Below are 14,633 nucleotides of genomic sequence, written 5' to 3'. Positions count from 1 at the left end.
CTTCCGAAAGGCCCACCTTTCCCGCCCGCACCACGAAATGCGGTGTGACTGTGCCGTAGGAGTGAGTCGGACGCCCCGTACGGGCGAGGCCGGGTGGCGGATTCCTGGACCGCTGCCGCCCCCCGGCCGCCGTCAGACCCCGGCCAGCAGCTCCTCCACCGCCGCCGCCGTCCCCGGGTGACGGCCCGCGAGTATCGCGCCCGTCGGCACGGGGGCTTCCGTCTCCCACGGTTCCTCGCAGCCCAGCAGCGCGGCCACGCTGTCGCAGGTCTCCGGGTGGGCGGCGAGCAGCACGGCGCGGTGTGCCGTGCCACCGCCGCTCCCCCCTTGTGCGGGCGGCGCGGGCGGCTCCCCCGGGGCGGACTTCCACGGCGGGACCCAGGCGTCCAGCGCGGCGAGGCGGCCGGGGAAGACGCGTCCGGCCTCGCGGATCAGCAGCGGAGCGAGGTCGGCACCCTCGGACCGCAGGGTGCTGATCAGCCTCGGCAGCCAGGGCAGCAGCACCGGGTCGGGCAGCCGGGCGAAGGCGTTCGAGACAGCCTCCACGACGAAGTCGGCCAACTGCGGCACCGGCTCCAGGGCGTGCAGGAATCCGCTGAGGTAGCGCGGATAGGCGGGCACCACCAGCGGGTTGTCCAGCAGTGCGTCGCACCGCTCCCTCAGCTCGGCGCGGGAGAGCTGCCCGAGATGCACCTGGGCCGCCCACAGCAGCGCCACCCGGGAGGGCTCCTGCGGGTGCGACTGGGCGAAGGCCAGATCCAGCTGGGCCCGGTCGCAGCCCAGCGAGACGACCAGGCTCTCCATGCTGAAGAGGAAGCCCAGCATCGCGGCGACCTGACGGACGGTCGCGTCCTCGTCGGTGAACGCCGTCGGCAGGAGCGTGCAGTAGTGCGCGTATCCCGTCCTGGCGAAGGACTCGATCCAGGCCGGCAGCTCCGGCCGGCTGATCCTGTAGTACGCCAGGAGCCGGCGCACCCGGCGCAGGACCTCCGGCGCTCCGTCGACGCTGCGCTCGGTGGCCAGCACCTCCAGTGCGCGGGTGCCCAGCTCGTCGGCGAGGCGTCCGCCGCTCAGCAGCAGCACGGCGTCCTCGACGGCGGCGAGGACCTGTGCCGCGGTGGCGTTCGGGGCGTACGCGGCGCGGCGCAGCCGCTGCTCCAGGACCTGCTCGATGCTGACGCCCTCGTAACCCAGCTCGATGAGTGCCCGCTGATGGGTGCCCAGTGCCAGGTCCCAGGATTCCTGGACCGACTGCTTGCCGAGCTCGCGCTCTCCCATGATCGGCCGGGCGGCGCCGTGCGGCATGAGGTGGCGCAGTATCCAGAGCACGTCGGAGCACTGCCTCAGCTCCGGCTGCGAGGTCATGTCCAGCAGGGCACGCCGCACACCGCGCTGCTGAAGCTTGAGGTCCAGCGGGGCGAGGCGGTCGTGCACGTCGCGGGCCAGCGGTGGCAGCGCGTCGTAACCGACCCGGCCGACCCGGTCGCCGCCCATCAGGATCTCGACCAGGCGGCGGACATCGCGCCTGCCCGGCACGGTCTCCTTCTCGATACAGGTGACCGCCGCGTCCTGGAAGTCGTACGGGGTGGGCCTGGCCCGGTCCCGCATGCCCGCCAGCAGGATCGATGTCTCGAACACGGCGATGGCGTCGGCGGTGGAGGCGAGATAGCCGTTGCGGCGGGCGGAGCGCACGATCTCCACCGACCAGCCCACGAGTTCGGCCTCGTCGAGCCGGTCGAGGACGGGCGGGTTCCGCAGGAATCCGGAGAGCTTGTCGGACTGTGCCGTCGCCACGGGGGCGGCGGCCCCGGCCGTCGTCCTCGGCTTCGCCGCCTTCCCGGTGCCCGCCTGGCCCGCCAGCCGGTACGGCCGCACCTTGGTCCGCTGGATGTTCTGCGTCCACTGGGTGGCGGCGATCGACACGGACCCGGCGGCGAGCCCGAACTGCGCCTCGATCGCCGTGTGGCTGGACGGGATCAGCCCGTGCTGCCAGGTGCTCCCGCTCGGCGGGGTGATCTCGAAGGCGTCGCTTCCGTGTACGCCGAACTCCTCGACGTGGCTGGACGCGTGGAAGGCGCCGCAGACGTAGAGGCAGTCCTCGGGGTCCGTGCCGGTCGTGGCGAGGTGCTCGCGCATCCGGGTCCACATGTAGCGCTCGCGGTCCTCGTCGACGCGGACCCGGTGAGTGTTCCCCGGGGCCAGACGGCGGAAGAGGCTGCCGATCAGGAGCATCACCTGGCGGTAGGTGTCGTGGTCGCTGTCGCCGAGCGGGAGTTCGACGTACTGGTGCCACCACTCCGACCAGTGCCGCACGCGACCGTGGTGCAGGAGGTGCTCCTCCAGCTCGGCGAAGCGGGGCCGCAGGTCGCCGATCTCCACCCCGACGGCGTCGCCGTGCAGCGCCGCCTCCTCGTCTGCGGGCGGCGCGCCGGGCTCCGTCGCGCCGGCCTGCCACTGGAACACATGGTCCGAGGAACGGTCGACGAGGACGAGCTCGACGCCCGGAGTGTCCAGTGCGTAGGCGATGGCCTGGTATTCGGCCGATGCCTCGGTGATCGGAGCGACGACCGACAGCGGTGCCCACTCAGGCGGGAAGCCCTCGACCTCGCTCGCGAACGCCTGGACCGCCACCGGGAGCCGGCAGTTGTGCAGCTCGGTCAACAGCGGCGCCATGTCCTCGCACAGCTCCAGATACACGACCTTCGGCTGCTTCTCCCGCAGCCGCCGCGCCATCGCGACCGCCGACGCGGGCGAGTGGTGGCAGACGGGGAAGATCTCCAGCGGCTCGCGCACCGCGCGGTCGACGTCGTCGACGATGCCCAGGAGGATGCCTTGCAGCGCGTCCGGTCCGTCCGCGAACTCCGTCGCCGCGTCCTGCAGTTGTCCTCGCAACGCCCCGAAGGGCGTCCCCTCGGCCAGGGCGCTCATGACAGGGTGGCGATCGCGTCGCGGCCGCCCTCCAGGAACTCCGGCCAGGAGCCCCCCTCCTCCTTGCTGCGCGGCTCGACGACGCCGTGCAGATACTTGTTGAGGATGGCCAGGTCCTCGGGTTCGCGCCGCGCCAGCGATCCGACGAGCGAGGAGGCGAGGGTGCGGGCGGTCAGCGCGCGTTCACCGAAGAAGTTGCTGTGCAGGATCGCGTCCTCCAGTACGCCGATCTGCTCGGCGCTCGACAGCGCGGACTCCAGCTTCTCGTCGTCGCTGCCCGCCGCGGCGGCCGATGCCCGGAGGTCGGCGAAGCTCTGCAGCAGCACATCGAGCAGGGTCGGCGGGACGTCCAGCTCGATCTGATGGCGGCGCAGCAGCTCCTCGGTCCTGAAGCGCACGATCTCCGCCTCGCTCTTCTTGTTCGTCACCACCGGGATGCGGACGAAGTTGAATCGGCGCTTGAGGGCCGAGGACAGGTCGTTGACCCCTCGGTCACGGCTGTTGGCCGTGGCGATGACGGAGAAACCCGGCTTGGCGAAGACGATGTTGTCGCTGTCCATCTCCGGTACCGAGATGTACTTCTCCGACAGGATCGAGATCAGCGCGTCCTGGACGTCGCTGGTGGAGCGGGTGAGCTCCTCGAAGCGGCCGATCGCACCGGTCTCCATCGCGGTCATGATCGGTGAGGGGATCATCGACTCCCGCGACTGGCCCTTGGAGATGACCATGGACACGTTCCACGAGTACTTGATGTGGTCCTCGGTGGTGCCTGCCGTGCCCTGCACCACGAGCGTGGAGTTGCGGGAGATCGCGGCGGACAGCAGCTCGGCCAGCCAGCTCTTGCCCGTGCCCGGGTCACCGATGAGCAGCAGCCCCCGGTCGGAGGCCAGCGTGACGATGGAGCGCTCGACGAAGCTGCGGTCGCCGTACCACTTCTGGGAGATCTCCCGGTCGAGGCCGTCGGCGCGCTCGGATCCCAGGATGAAGAGCCGGACCATCTTCGGGGACAGCCGCCAGGAGAACGGCTTGGGACCGTCGTCGACCGACTCCAGCCAGTCCAGCTCCTCGGCGTACTTGATCTCGGCGGGAGCGCGCAACAGGTCGGACATGGGTGTGCCTCTCTAGGAATGCGGATCTGAGAATTCGGATTCGACTGCACCGGGCCGTGGGGCCGCCGGCCTCAGGTGAGGAAGGTCTTGAGCTCGTGGACGAGCTTGCGGATGTGGCCGGAGAGGACCGGTGTGCCCTGGTCCTTGAAGCGTTCGCGAAACCACGGGTTGACGCTGGCACGGCCTGAGCTGGTCACGGAGCCGACCGGTATGAACTTGGCGCCGGAGCGGTGAATGGCGGCCATGCTCTCGAACAGCGGCTCGGTCTGCCATTCGTAGAAGTCGGAGATCCACACGACGACGGTGTTGCGGGGCTCGGCGATCTTCGGCTGGGCCAGTGCCATCGCGGCCGTGCCGTCGGTGCCGCCTCCGAGGTTGGTGCGCAGCAGGGTCTCGAAGGGATCGTGCACCCAGGGGGTGAGATCGAGTGCCTGGGTGTCGTACGCGATGAGGTGGACGTCCACCTTGGGCAGGCCGGCGAAGATCGAGGCCAGGATGGTGCAGTTGACCATCGAGTCCACCATCGAGCCCGACTGGTCCACGACCACGATGAGCCGCTGCGGCGTCGTTCTGCGCGCGGTGTGACGGTAGAAGAGACGGTCGACGTAGAGCCGTTCCTCCTCGGGGCTCCAGTTGGTGAGGTTCTTCCAGATCGTGCGGTCGAGGTCCAGGTTGCGGAACACCCGCTTGGGCGGGACCGAACGGTCCAGGGCGCCGACGCTCGACTTCTCGACCTGGGTACGCAGAACCTCGGCGACCTCGTCGACGAAGCGGCGGATCAGAGCCTTGGCGTTGGCCAGGGCCACACCGGACAGGTTGTCCTTGTCCCGCAGCAACTGCTCGATGAGCGACATGCTCGGCGTCAGCTGCGCGGCCAGCTTCGGGTCCCCGAGCACTTCACGCAGTCGCATCCGCCGCACGAGTCCGGCCTCGATCGAGCCCAGCTCGGGGCCGATCTCCGGGATGAGCCGGCTGAGATCGGGAGTGCCGCCCCCGCCGCCCGTACCGGTCGGGCTGACGCCCGTGCCTCCCGCGCGCCCGCCGCGCAGCTCGCCCGGCCCGCAGCCGAGCGCGCGCTCCAGCCAGCCCGCGTCGGACTGCCACCGGGACAGCTGGCCCGCGGGGACGGTGCCTGGCGGCGAGTGGAAGACGTTCAGCAGGACCTTCGACACCAGCGCGGCGCGCCGCACCTCGGCGGCCAGGTCGCGGTCGTCGTCCCCTTCTTCTTCGCCTGCGCCGTCCTGCGGCGTCATCAGGCCGTCGAACTCGTCGGCCAGCGCGGGATGGCGCTGCACCACCGAGTCGACCGACGCGTTCGGGTCGAGCAGCTTGGCCGGCAGACCGATGTCCTCGACCACGGCGAGGCTCGCGGACTCCAGGGCCGCATGCTCCTCGTCGTCGAAGAGCCGGGCGAGCAGGCGCCAGTACATGACCTGGCGGCGGTTGTCGTGGGAGGGCTCCCCGGTCGTCCCGGGATTCTGCTGTCCGGTCATTTCCGCAGCAGCCTTCCCGCGCGCTCGCTGAGCACCTTCGCGGCGTCGGTGGCGGCCTTCTCGGCCCTGGCCCCGGCCTTGTCCGTCGTCCCTCCGGCCCACGCCCCCGCGTGCACCGGGGTCACCTTCTTGCGCACGGTGGTCTCGACGGCGAGCGGCTGCACGCGGAACGTCCCGGCGTCCCAGCGGATCAGCGCGATGCACGCGCCTGACCTGGCGACGGCCTCGGGTGTGAGCGGCCCGGCCGCCGGTACGCGGTCGGTGTCCACGGCCAGTTCGGTCCCGGAGACGGTGAAGGTCAGCCGGCCCTCCTCATCCGTCCGAGCGGTGTAGCCCTCGATGAAGACGGGCACGGCGATGTGCGCCGGATGCCGGTCCAGGGGCGCGGTGACCTGAGCGGTCGCGGTGGGCAGTGCCACGCGGGCGGTGGCGAACGCGTCGGCCGGCTCACCCGGGCGGGCGTGCTCATCGCTCCAGAGGAGGTCCCCTTCGGCGGTGACCGGCATCCCGGTGAGGTCCATCGAGCGGCCCTCGCCGGCGGCGGCGAGGAGCGACATATGAGGGCGCATCAGCTGCCAGACCCCCGCTCCGACGACCGTGTCGGGCTTCGGCACCGACACACTGGCGCGCACGAGACGTGCCCCCGAGCCGTCGGCGGGCTCGAACACGGCGTGGACCTGCGCCTGCGCGGCGGTCGCATGCTCCTGTACGTCGATGCCGAGGGGCAGCAGCCGTCCGTCGGCGGTCCCGACGGCGGGCGTCCCGGCCGCGCCGGGCACCGTCAGCAGCATCCCGCGCGACCAGAGGTCACCCCAGCGGCGCACCGGGAAGCGCTCCGCCGACACGCCGGGGCAGGACGCGGCGAGTTCGGCGGCGAAGCCGTCGAGAAGTGTCGCGAGGCGGCGCAGGGACGGGTCGGGAAGCATCGCGGACACGACTTCGGCCGCCCCGGACACCACCTCGTGGTCGATGCCCTGCCATCCGCAGCGGGCCAGATCGGAGAGCCAGGCGCGGGCGGCCGTCAGCAGATTCGCGGCCGGCTGCTGGTCCCGGGCCGCCGGTGCGGCCTCCGTACCGCGAAGGCGGCCGGCCGCCTCGTCGACGCGGGTCAGCAGCGCGTCGTGCACCGAGCCGAGCAGCGCGGTCCGCGCCCCGGCCAGGGCCACGAAGTGCTCCTCCCCCGCCGCTCCGGCAGCGGCCTTCTCCGCCGCCTCGGCGACCCTGGCGGCCAGCGGTGTCCCCGCGACGGCCCTCGCGAGCACGGTCGGTCCCCCGGCCTCCACGTGCTGGGGCCGGAGCAGCCCGGCGATGAGCGCCCGGTCGAAGGCGCCGACAGCGTCCAGGGCTTCGTCCAGCCCGTCGACCGGCTCGGTGAGCAGGCCGGCGCGCATCATGCCACCGCCCGGGTGGGCGGGAAGAACTGCATCTCGGGCAACGGCGCGGTGACCGGGCCGTGTTCGAGATAGGCGAGGTGTCGCAGGAACCGGCTGAAGACGGATGCGGCTGCCTTCGACCCGTCCGGCTGCGGGCGGGTGCTCCGCATGGCCGAAGCCAGCATGGCCCCGTCCACCTCACCCTCCGGGACCTCCGCCTTCAGATACCGGACGACGCGCTCGGCGCCGTACTGCAGGACCGCCTCGTTGACCAGGGCGCCGATGTGGTTGCAGAACGAGCCGCGCGCACCGCCGCAGGGCCGGTTGTTGTTGGTGCTGCAGGCGAACGCGAAGGTCGCCGTGGCCACGGACGAGACGTAGACCCGACCGATGTCGGAGCCGCTGGACACCACACCCTGCAGACGCCCGTCGGCCAGCTCGACGAACGGGACCTTGGCGAGCTTGCGCGGCCTCGCGGGTGTGACCACCCGGGCCGTGCTCGACCTCTCCCAATCGGACAACGCGCCATCTCCAATGCACAGCTGAGGGGTTGTTCCCGCCGGATCGGCGGAACACAACTGAACCTACTTGCGCCCACTGACAACGCGGCTCGGAGAGATACGGATGGGATCGGAGCGGCCGTCCTCAGGGCTGGGCGGCGGGCCGTGGGGCGAGCGGCAGGGCCGGGGTGAGGACGGGTTCGAGGAGCTGGGCGAGCTGCTGACGCTGCGCCGGATCGAGCCGGCCTGTCGCCGGCGCCAGGGTTTCCCGGATCTCCTGGTTCAGCCGTGCGGTGAGTTCGCGGCCCGCGTCGGTGATGAGGACGTCGACGACGCGCCTGTCGTCCGGGTTCGCCGCACGCGCCAGCAGTCCCCGGCGCTCGGCGCGGTCGATGAGACCGGAGAGGGTCGACTTGTCCAGCCCCAGGAAGGCCGCCAGGTCGCTCATGCGGGGGCGCCTGTCGCGCACGATACCGAGCACACGCAGCTGGGTGAGGGACAGGTCGTGCTCGGCGCCGATGCGGGTGAGCACCCCCATGATCTGGAACGCGCTGCGGACGAGTCCGTCGATCAGGGCGTCCGTGGAGTCGTCGCTGGTCATGCACTCCACCCTACTTGACATTGTTTGTGTTACCAACCATTCTGAATTCAGTTGGTAATACAAACAAACGAAGCTGCCGGGAGTCCCTCATGCACGCTGCGGTCATCACCTCGTTCGACGCTCCGCCGGTCTACGGCGAGCACCCTGATCCCGTCGCCACGGGCGAGCACGACATGGTGGTGGAGGTCCTTGCCGCGGGCCTGCACCACCTCACCCGGTCGAAGGCGAACGGCACGCACTACTCCAGCACCGGCGACTTCCCGCTCGTGCCCGGCGCCGACGGCGTCGTGCGCGACGCGTCGGGCCGCCTTCGCTACGCGGCCCTGGACGACACGCGGTTCGGCACGTTCGCCGAGCGCACGGTGATCGACGTACGCCGCAGCGTGCTCCTGCCGGACGACGCCGACCCGGTCCGCATCGCCGCGGCGATGAACCCGGGCATGGCCTCCTGGGTCGCGCTGCGCCGCCGCACCGCCTTCCAGGAAGGTCAGCGCGTCCTCATCCTCGGTGCCACCGGCAACGCCGGCCGGATGGCGATCCAGATCGCGAAGCGGTTCGGCGCCGCGCAGGTCATCGCCGCAGGCCGTGACACCACCCGCTTCAAGGCCCTGGAGGCCCTCGGTGCGGACCGGACGATCACCTTCGACGAAGCCGGGGCTGCGGCCGACGTCGATGTCGTCCTCGACTTCGTGTGGGGCGAGCCTGCCGCCGGCGCCATGCTCCCGATGCTGACCGCCCGGGCCGACCGCTCCGCCCCGCTGACCTGGATCCAGATCGGTTCCATGGCCGGCGCGAGCGCCCCGGTCCCCTCCGTCGCGCTGCGCGCGGCTCGGCTGCAGATCCTCGGCAGCGGCATCGGCTCGGTCTCACCCCGCGACATCATCGCGGAGCTGCCGGAGCTGGCCGCTGCGGTCACCGAGGGCGCCCTCGACGTCCACGCCCGGGCCGTACCGCTGGCCGAGATCGCGCAGGCGTGGACCGAGCCGACCGGCGAGCGCCTCGTCTTCGTCCCGTAGCGCCTGTGCCCGGACCCGTGGTGCCGGGCACACGGGCGGGCCGCCCCGAGTTCCCGGAGCGGCCCGTGCACGTCCCCGATATCCGGGGGATCCCTGGTTCAGGACCGCGACGGCCTGAGTCCCCTGGGCACCAGCAGCCGCTGGACCAGACCGATCAGGGCGTCGGCCAGCAGGGCAAGGGCCGCGACCCAGAGCGCGGCGGCGATCACACCCTCCAGGCCGTAGTTGGCCTGGCCGAGGACGATGTCACCGAGCCCGCCGCCACCGGCGACGGTGGCCAGGGTCGCGGCGGAGATGACGTACACCACCGCGATGCGGATGCCCGAGAAGAGCAGCGGGAGTGCGAGCGGCAGCTCCACCTTGATGAGTACCTGAACGGGGGTGAGGCCCATTCCCCGTGCCGCGCGCACCATGTCCGGATCGACCTGGTCCACGGCCAGGTAGGCCTGGCTGAGGATCGGCGGAATGGCGGTGATCAGCAGGGCCACGGCGATGTTCGTGAAGTTGAGGCCGAAGATGCCCAGACCGATCGCGATCACGGCGAGGTTGGGCAGGGCGCGCCCGATGTTGGAGATGCTGGTGGTGAGGAACTCCCCGCGGTGCAGGTGCCCGAGCCACAGCCCTGCGGGTACGGCGACCACGAGCGCTACGGCGATCACCACCGCGCACATCCACACGTGCTGGCCGGTCTTCTCCAGCATCAGGGGGAGTCGCTCGTGCATGAAGGTGAACGAGCCGATGAAGGTGTCCATTTACGCTGCCCTCCGGCTGCGGGCCCATGGGGTGAGCAGGCGTCCGGCGAGCACCAGCAGGCCGTCGGCGCCCAGTGCCAGGATCACGGCGAGTGCGCCCGCACCGATGAACTGGGTGTTGAAGGGGGACTGGAGCGCCTTGAGGATCAGCGAGCCGAGACCGGCGTCGATGACGTACGCGGCGATGGCCACGGTCCCGATGGTCATGACGGTCGTCACCCGGAGCCCGGAGACGAGTGCCGGCAGGGACATGGGAAGTTCGACCTTGCAGAGGATCTGCCACCTGGTCAGTCCCATGCCGCGCGCCGCGAGTACGGCGTCCTCGGGCACTTCGCGCAGCCCGGTGAGAAGGGTGGTGAAGAGCAGGTAGAGGCAGTACGCGACGAGCGCGATCTCCACGGTGAGTACGGAGAATCCGCTGACGGGTACGAGGAGCTGGAAGAGCGCCAGCGGCGGCACCGTGTAGAGGAAGGACGACACGGCGGAGGCCGGGGTGGCGAACCAGTTCTGGAAGTGGGCGAGTACGGCCATCAGGAAGGAGATGACGAAGCCGATGGCCACGGCCATCAAGGTGAGCTCGATGTGCTGGAGGAGCGCCGGCCAGAAGAGGTTGGTCCAGTGATCGGCGAACCAGTCCACACAGAACGTGGCGTCGTTCGCCACGCACGAGCTGGGGTCCCCGTAGTCGGGGATGACGGGGCCGCCGCTCATGCCGCGCCCGCCTTGCGTATCGCGTCCAGCGTGACGGTCCCGAGCACCGTGTGGTCCTCGCCGGTGACCCGGACCGCGTCGGTTCCCTCGGCGACCATGAGGGAGAGCGCGGACCTGAGCGAGGCGTCGGCCGGAAGCCCGGGCAGCTCGCCAACGGCGTCGGAGACGGCGGTCCCCGCGCTCGGTTCCAGGTCGGCCAGGCGCATCAGGGAGAGGCGTCGCAGGCCCCGGTCCGCTCCGACGAAACGTGCGACGAAGTCGTCGCACGGCTCCTTCAGCAGGGTCTGCGGAGTGTCGTACTGGGCGAGCTTGCCGCCCTCACGGAAGATCGCGACGCGGTCGCCCATCTTCACGGCCTCGTCGATGTCATGGCTCACGAAGATCACGGTCTTGCGGATGCGTTCGTGCAGCGCCAGGAACTCGTCCTGCACATGCTCGCGGGTGATGGGGTCGAGCGCGCCGAACGGCTCGTCCATCAGCATCACCGGTGGATCCGCGGCCAGCGCGCGGGCAATGCCGACGCGCTGCCGCTGACCGCCGGAGAGCTGCGCGGGGTAACGGGAGCCGAATTCGGCGAGGGGCAGCCCGACGAGGTCGAGCATCTCGGCCACGCGGTCGTTCACCCGCTTCTTGTCCCAGCCCAGGACCTTCGGGACGGTGGCGATGTTGGCGGCGATCGTCAGGTGGGGGAAGAGCCCGGCCTGCTGGATGACGTAGCCGATGGAGCGGCGCAGCTGGATCGGGTCGAGGTCGCGGATGGACCGGTCACCGATGCGGATGTCGCCGCCGGTCGGCTCGGCGAGCCGGTTCACCATCATCAGTGCGGTGGTCTTGCCGCTGCCGGACGGGCCGAGCAGCACACAGATCTCACCCGCGGGGACGGTCAGGGACAGATCGTCGACGGCGGGGGATGTGGCGCCCGGGTACGTCTTGACCACATGGTCGAAGACGATCTCCTGTGCACCGGCGGGAATTCTCTGGTTTTCCTGGCTCATTTACGGGTCTTCTCCTGGAGGCGGCAGGTCGGACGGTCACGGACCGGGGCGGGGGCACCCGGGCACGTCTCTCGGTCGAACGGGTCAGATGAGGTCGTTGACCCGCAGGAACTCCGTCGCGACCTCGGACGGGGACAGCCGCACGGTGTCGACGGCCCGGTTCATCTCGCGTACCGCCGCGTCGGTGAGCAGGGCGTCCACCTCGTTCAGCAGCTTGGCGAAGCCCGGGCCCTGTTCCTCCTGCACGCCCTCGCGGACGACGGGAGCCACGTTCTGGAAACCGTAGTAACCCTTCACGTCCTCGAGGATCGTGTAGTCGCCACGCGCGAGCTGAGGGTCCGTGGTGAAGACATCGGCCGCGTTGACCTGGCCGTTGTCCAGGGCCTTGTACTGCAGCCCGATGTTCAGGGACTTCACCTCGCTGTTGGTGATCCCGTGCGACTTCACCATGTCCCGGTAGCCGAGTGCGCCTTCCATGTTGTCCGGGTACTCGGCGAAGACGACATGGCCCGCCTTCTTCAGATCGCTGATGGTCCTCAGCCCGTACTTCTTCGCGAACGCCGGCTTGACCGCGACCGCGTTGCGGTTCTGGAAGGGGGTCGGGTCGAGCATCGTCAGCCCGCGGGTCTCCTGGTACGCCTTGGCCTCACGGAAGGTCTGCGCGGCGCTGGTCGGCATCGAGTCGCTCCGGGCCAGCACCTGGAGGATCACTCCGGTGTACTCGGGGTACACATCGATCTGGCCGGAGGTCAGCGCGCCGTCGATGATGGTGGTGCTGCCGATGTTCGACTTCAGCTCGACGTCGTATCCGGCCTTGGTCAACGCCTGTTTGTACAGCTCGCCGATGATCCACTGCTCGGTGAACTGCTTCGCCCCGATGACCACGGTCGGCCTGCCGCCGGCGACGGCGGTGCCGCAGCCCGAGAGGGCGACGAGGGAGACCAGGGCCAGCAGTCCGGCCGCGACTGCCCGCGCGGGACGGCCCAGGCGGGTGCGCCGGACCGGCGAGGTGCCTCTCATACCTGGTCCCGGGGGACGGTGAAGGACCAGGTCCTGGTGAAGATCTCGCGCTCCGCTTCCGCGGCGCCCTCGAACGCCGACAGCTGGTTGACGACACAGAAGTCCGAGGCGTCGGCGGTCATCCGGGACCGGGTGTGCACGCGCGTCACCCAGTCGCCCCGGCTGATGAACTCCTCGCGCTCGCACTCCACCGCCGCCGAGAGCGGATCGCCCTCGACCAGGCGGAAGCGGTTGAGGTCCTTGCCGGAACGCGTCAGGCCGTCGGCGCGGTCCGTCATGGTGCCGTCCGCCGGGGTGGTCACGATGACCTGTTCGCCGGTCTCGAAGTCATGACTGACCTTGCGGTCGCCGGGGATGGACTCGGTCTCGATGCTGTGCGGGGGGACCGCCCGCGCCGGCGCGTACGGGCGCAGCGCCGCCTCCTCCGCGGGGCGGGGGGCGCGTACGGGCAGAGTCAGGGCGCCGTGGCCGGTGTCCAGTTCCAGCGCCACCAGCTCGGGTGACGGCCAGAGCCAGGGCCACAGCGAGGCCGACACGGAGACACGGATCCTGCTGCCCGCGGCGAACGCGTGGCCGATGGCGAACAGCGGCACCGACACCTCGTACGCACGGCCCGGTTCCAGGGGCCGTGGATCGGCGTGGCCGTCCCGGTGGGTGAGGTTGAGGAAGCCCGCGGTGACCAGCTTCGAGCTGCCGTCGGGGGCGACCTCGCAGAGCCGGACCGCGAGCTGGGCCTGCGGCCGGTCGCTGGTGACCCGGAGGGTGACATCCGGGGTGCCGAGGATCTCCAGGCGCTCGGCCAGGACGGGGCCTGTGAAGGTGTGCGACCGGCCGTCGTCGGCTGCCTGGTCCGCGTACTGGCCGGGCACGTCACCGAACTTGAGGAAGTCGCCGCCACCGGCGCCGATGGCCAGGGGCGAGCGGAGCACCGCGCTTCCCGGAGCGCCACCGAGGGTGTTCAGCGGCAGTGCGCGCGCCTCGACGCCGGGTGCGGGCCAGGAGGGCTCGCTGACCCAGCGGCCGGGGCGCTCGACGAGGTCGGAGCCGACCGGGGCGGGGTCGGGGATCCAGGCGCGCAGCGCCGGCTCGTCCATGATGCCGTCGTCGACACCCGCCATCCAGTGGTCGAACCAACGCACGCACTCACCCTGGAAGTCCATTGCCGGGCCGGGTTCGGCCTGGTGGGGGTAGGTGTGTGCCCAGGGGCCGAGCATGGCCTTGGCCGGTACGTCGAGGTTCTCCATGAGCCGCAGGACCGCACCGCGGTAGGGGTCGAGCCAGCCGCCGACCGCGTAGACGGGAACCTTGATCGCGGAGTAGTCCTCACAGACCGACCCGTGCTGCCAGTAGGCGTCGCGGCGCTGGTGGCTGAGCCACTCCTCGGCGTAGGGGACGGTCCCCTCCAGCCGGTCCAGCCATTCCTGGCGCCAGGAATCTCCGAGCACCGCGGGGTCCGAGGGGCGGGCGTTGTACGCGAGCATGGTCGCGGCCCAGGGCAGCATCTCGGAGGCGAGCAGCGAGCCGCCCGCGTAGTGGACGTCGTCGGCGTACCGGTCGTCCGTGGAACAGACGGTGACGATGCAGCGCAGCTGGGGCGGCTGGAGGGCCGCGATCTGGAGCCCGTTGAAACCGCCCCAGGACTTGCCGATGATCGCCACCTGGCCGTCGGACCAGTCCTGCTCCTCGATCCAGTCGAGGACTTCGAGGGCGTCGGAGAGCTCGGTGGGGTGGTACTCGTCGAGCATGATGCCGCCGGAGTCTCCGCTGCCGCGGCAGTCGACGCGTACGGACGCGTATCCGGCTGCCGCGAACTGGGCGTGGAGCGTCACGTCGCGGGGAGCGGTGCCGTCGTTCTTGCGGTACGGGATGTACTCCAGAATGGCCGGTATCGGTCCCTCTGCGTCGGCGGGCAGCCACACCCGGGCAGCGAGCCTGGTGCCGTCGTCGAGTGGAATCCACACGTGGCGCTGGACACGTACGGGGTGGCGTGTGGTGATGTGCGAGGTACTGGTGGTGCTCATGGTCCGGGACGATAGACGAGTTCCCTGGGCGAACTAGAGCTGTATGTCTGGGTATTTCGGGATTACCCAAAGGTGAACAAAGGCACAGGAGTGCGCTGATACATCAAGGGTAGG

General features: G+C 70.5%; 12 protein-coding genes. 1 reads left to right on the top strand and 11 read right to left on the bottom strand.

Annotated features, from left to right (window positions below):
* Positions 1-132: 132 nt before the first annotated feature.
* From AB0C75_RS10580 to AB0C75_RS10555, 6 genes are all read right to left on the bottom strand, one after another.
* Positions 133-2,928 (bottom strand): hypothetical protein, encoded by a 2,796-nt coding sequence (locus AB0C75_RS10580; protein ID WP_362889078.1) that lies wholly within the window; start codon positions 2,926-2,928, stop codon positions 133-135.
* Entirely contained in the window at positions 2,925-4,037 is a 1,113-nt protein-coding gene (locus AB0C75_RS10575) for an AAA family ATPase (protein ID WP_362889076.1), read from the bottom strand. Before AB0C75_RS10575 ends, AB0C75_RS10580 begins: the two co-directional genes overlap by 4 nt.
* A 71-nt stretch (positions 4,038-4,108) precedes the next feature.
* Entirely contained in the window at positions 4,109-5,530 is a 1,422-nt protein-coding gene (locus tag AB0C75_RS10570; protein WP_362889074.1) for a VWA domain-containing protein, read from the bottom strand.
* Positions 5,527-6,921: a hypothetical protein gene (locus tag AB0C75_RS10565; protein WP_362889184.1), complete on the bottom strand. Its 1,395-nt coding sequence runs from the start codon at positions 6,919-6,921 to the stop codon at positions 5,527-5,529. The genes AB0C75_RS10570 and AB0C75_RS10565 overlap by 4 nt, the downstream gene beginning before the upstream one ends.
* Positions 6,921-7,424, bottom strand: coding sequence for a hypothetical protein (locus AB0C75_RS10560; protein WP_362889072.1), 504 nt, complete (start codon positions 7,422-7,424; stop codon positions 6,921-6,923). The genes AB0C75_RS10565 and AB0C75_RS10560 overlap by 1 nt, the downstream gene beginning before the upstream one ends.
* A 124-nt stretch (positions 7,425-7,548) precedes the next feature.
* On the bottom strand, positions 7,549-8,004 hold the full coding sequence (locus AB0C75_RS10555; protein ID WP_362889070.1) for a MarR family transcriptional regulator: 456 nt from the start codon (positions 8,002-8,004) through the stop codon (positions 7,549-7,551).
* Positions 8,005-8,093: 89 nt separating this feature from the next.
* Here AB0C75_RS10555 and AB0C75_RS10550 point away from each other — a divergent pair, with 89 nt between their 5' ends.
* Entirely contained in the window at positions 8,094-9,020 is a 927-nt protein-coding gene (locus tag AB0C75_RS10550; RefSeq protein ID WP_362889068.1) for a zinc-binding alcohol dehydrogenase family protein, read from the top strand.
* A gap of 98 nt (positions 9,021-9,118) precedes the next feature.
* On the opposite strand, the gene AB0C75_RS10545 is transcribed toward AB0C75_RS10550, so the two are convergent.
* The 5 genes from AB0C75_RS10545 to AB0C75_RS10525 form a co-directional block, all read right to left on the bottom strand.
* Positions 9,119-9,772, bottom strand: a complete 654-nt coding sequence (locus tag AB0C75_RS10545) for an ABC transporter permease subunit (RefSeq protein WP_362889066.1) — start codon at positions 9,770-9,772, stop codon at positions 9,119-9,121.
* Complete coding sequence (locus tag AB0C75_RS10540; protein WP_362889064.1) at positions 9,773-10,483, bottom strand: ABC transporter permease; 711 nt, start codon at positions 10,481-10,483, stop codon at positions 9,773-9,775.
* Complete coding sequence (locus tag AB0C75_RS10535; protein ID WP_362889062.1) at positions 10,480-11,478, bottom strand: ABC transporter ATP-binding protein; 999 nt, start codon at positions 11,476-11,478, stop codon at positions 10,480-10,482. Before AB0C75_RS10535 ends, AB0C75_RS10540 begins: the two co-directional genes overlap by 4 nt.
* An 84-nt stretch (positions 11,479-11,562) precedes the next feature.
* Complete coding sequence (locus AB0C75_RS10530) at positions 11,563-12,498, bottom strand: glycine betaine ABC transporter substrate-binding protein (protein ID WP_362889060.1); 936 nt, start codon at positions 12,496-12,498, stop codon at positions 11,563-11,565.
* The gene (locus AB0C75_RS10525) at positions 12,495-14,519 is read right to left on the bottom strand and encodes a CocE/NonD family hydrolase (protein WP_362889058.1); all 2,025 of its coding nucleotides are present in this window, start codon (positions 14,517-14,519) and stop codon (positions 12,495-12,497) included. Before AB0C75_RS10525 ends, AB0C75_RS10530 begins: the two co-directional genes overlap by 4 nt.
* Positions 14,520-14,633 lie beyond the last annotated feature (114 nt).

The sequence above is a fragment of the Streptomyces sp. NPDC048565 genome, from assembly GCF_040650935.1.
Taxonomy (GTDB): domain Bacteria; phylum Actinomycetota; class Actinomycetes; order Streptomycetales; family Streptomycetaceae; genus Streptomyces.
This window is presented reverse-complemented; position numbering and strand designations above follow the sequence as displayed.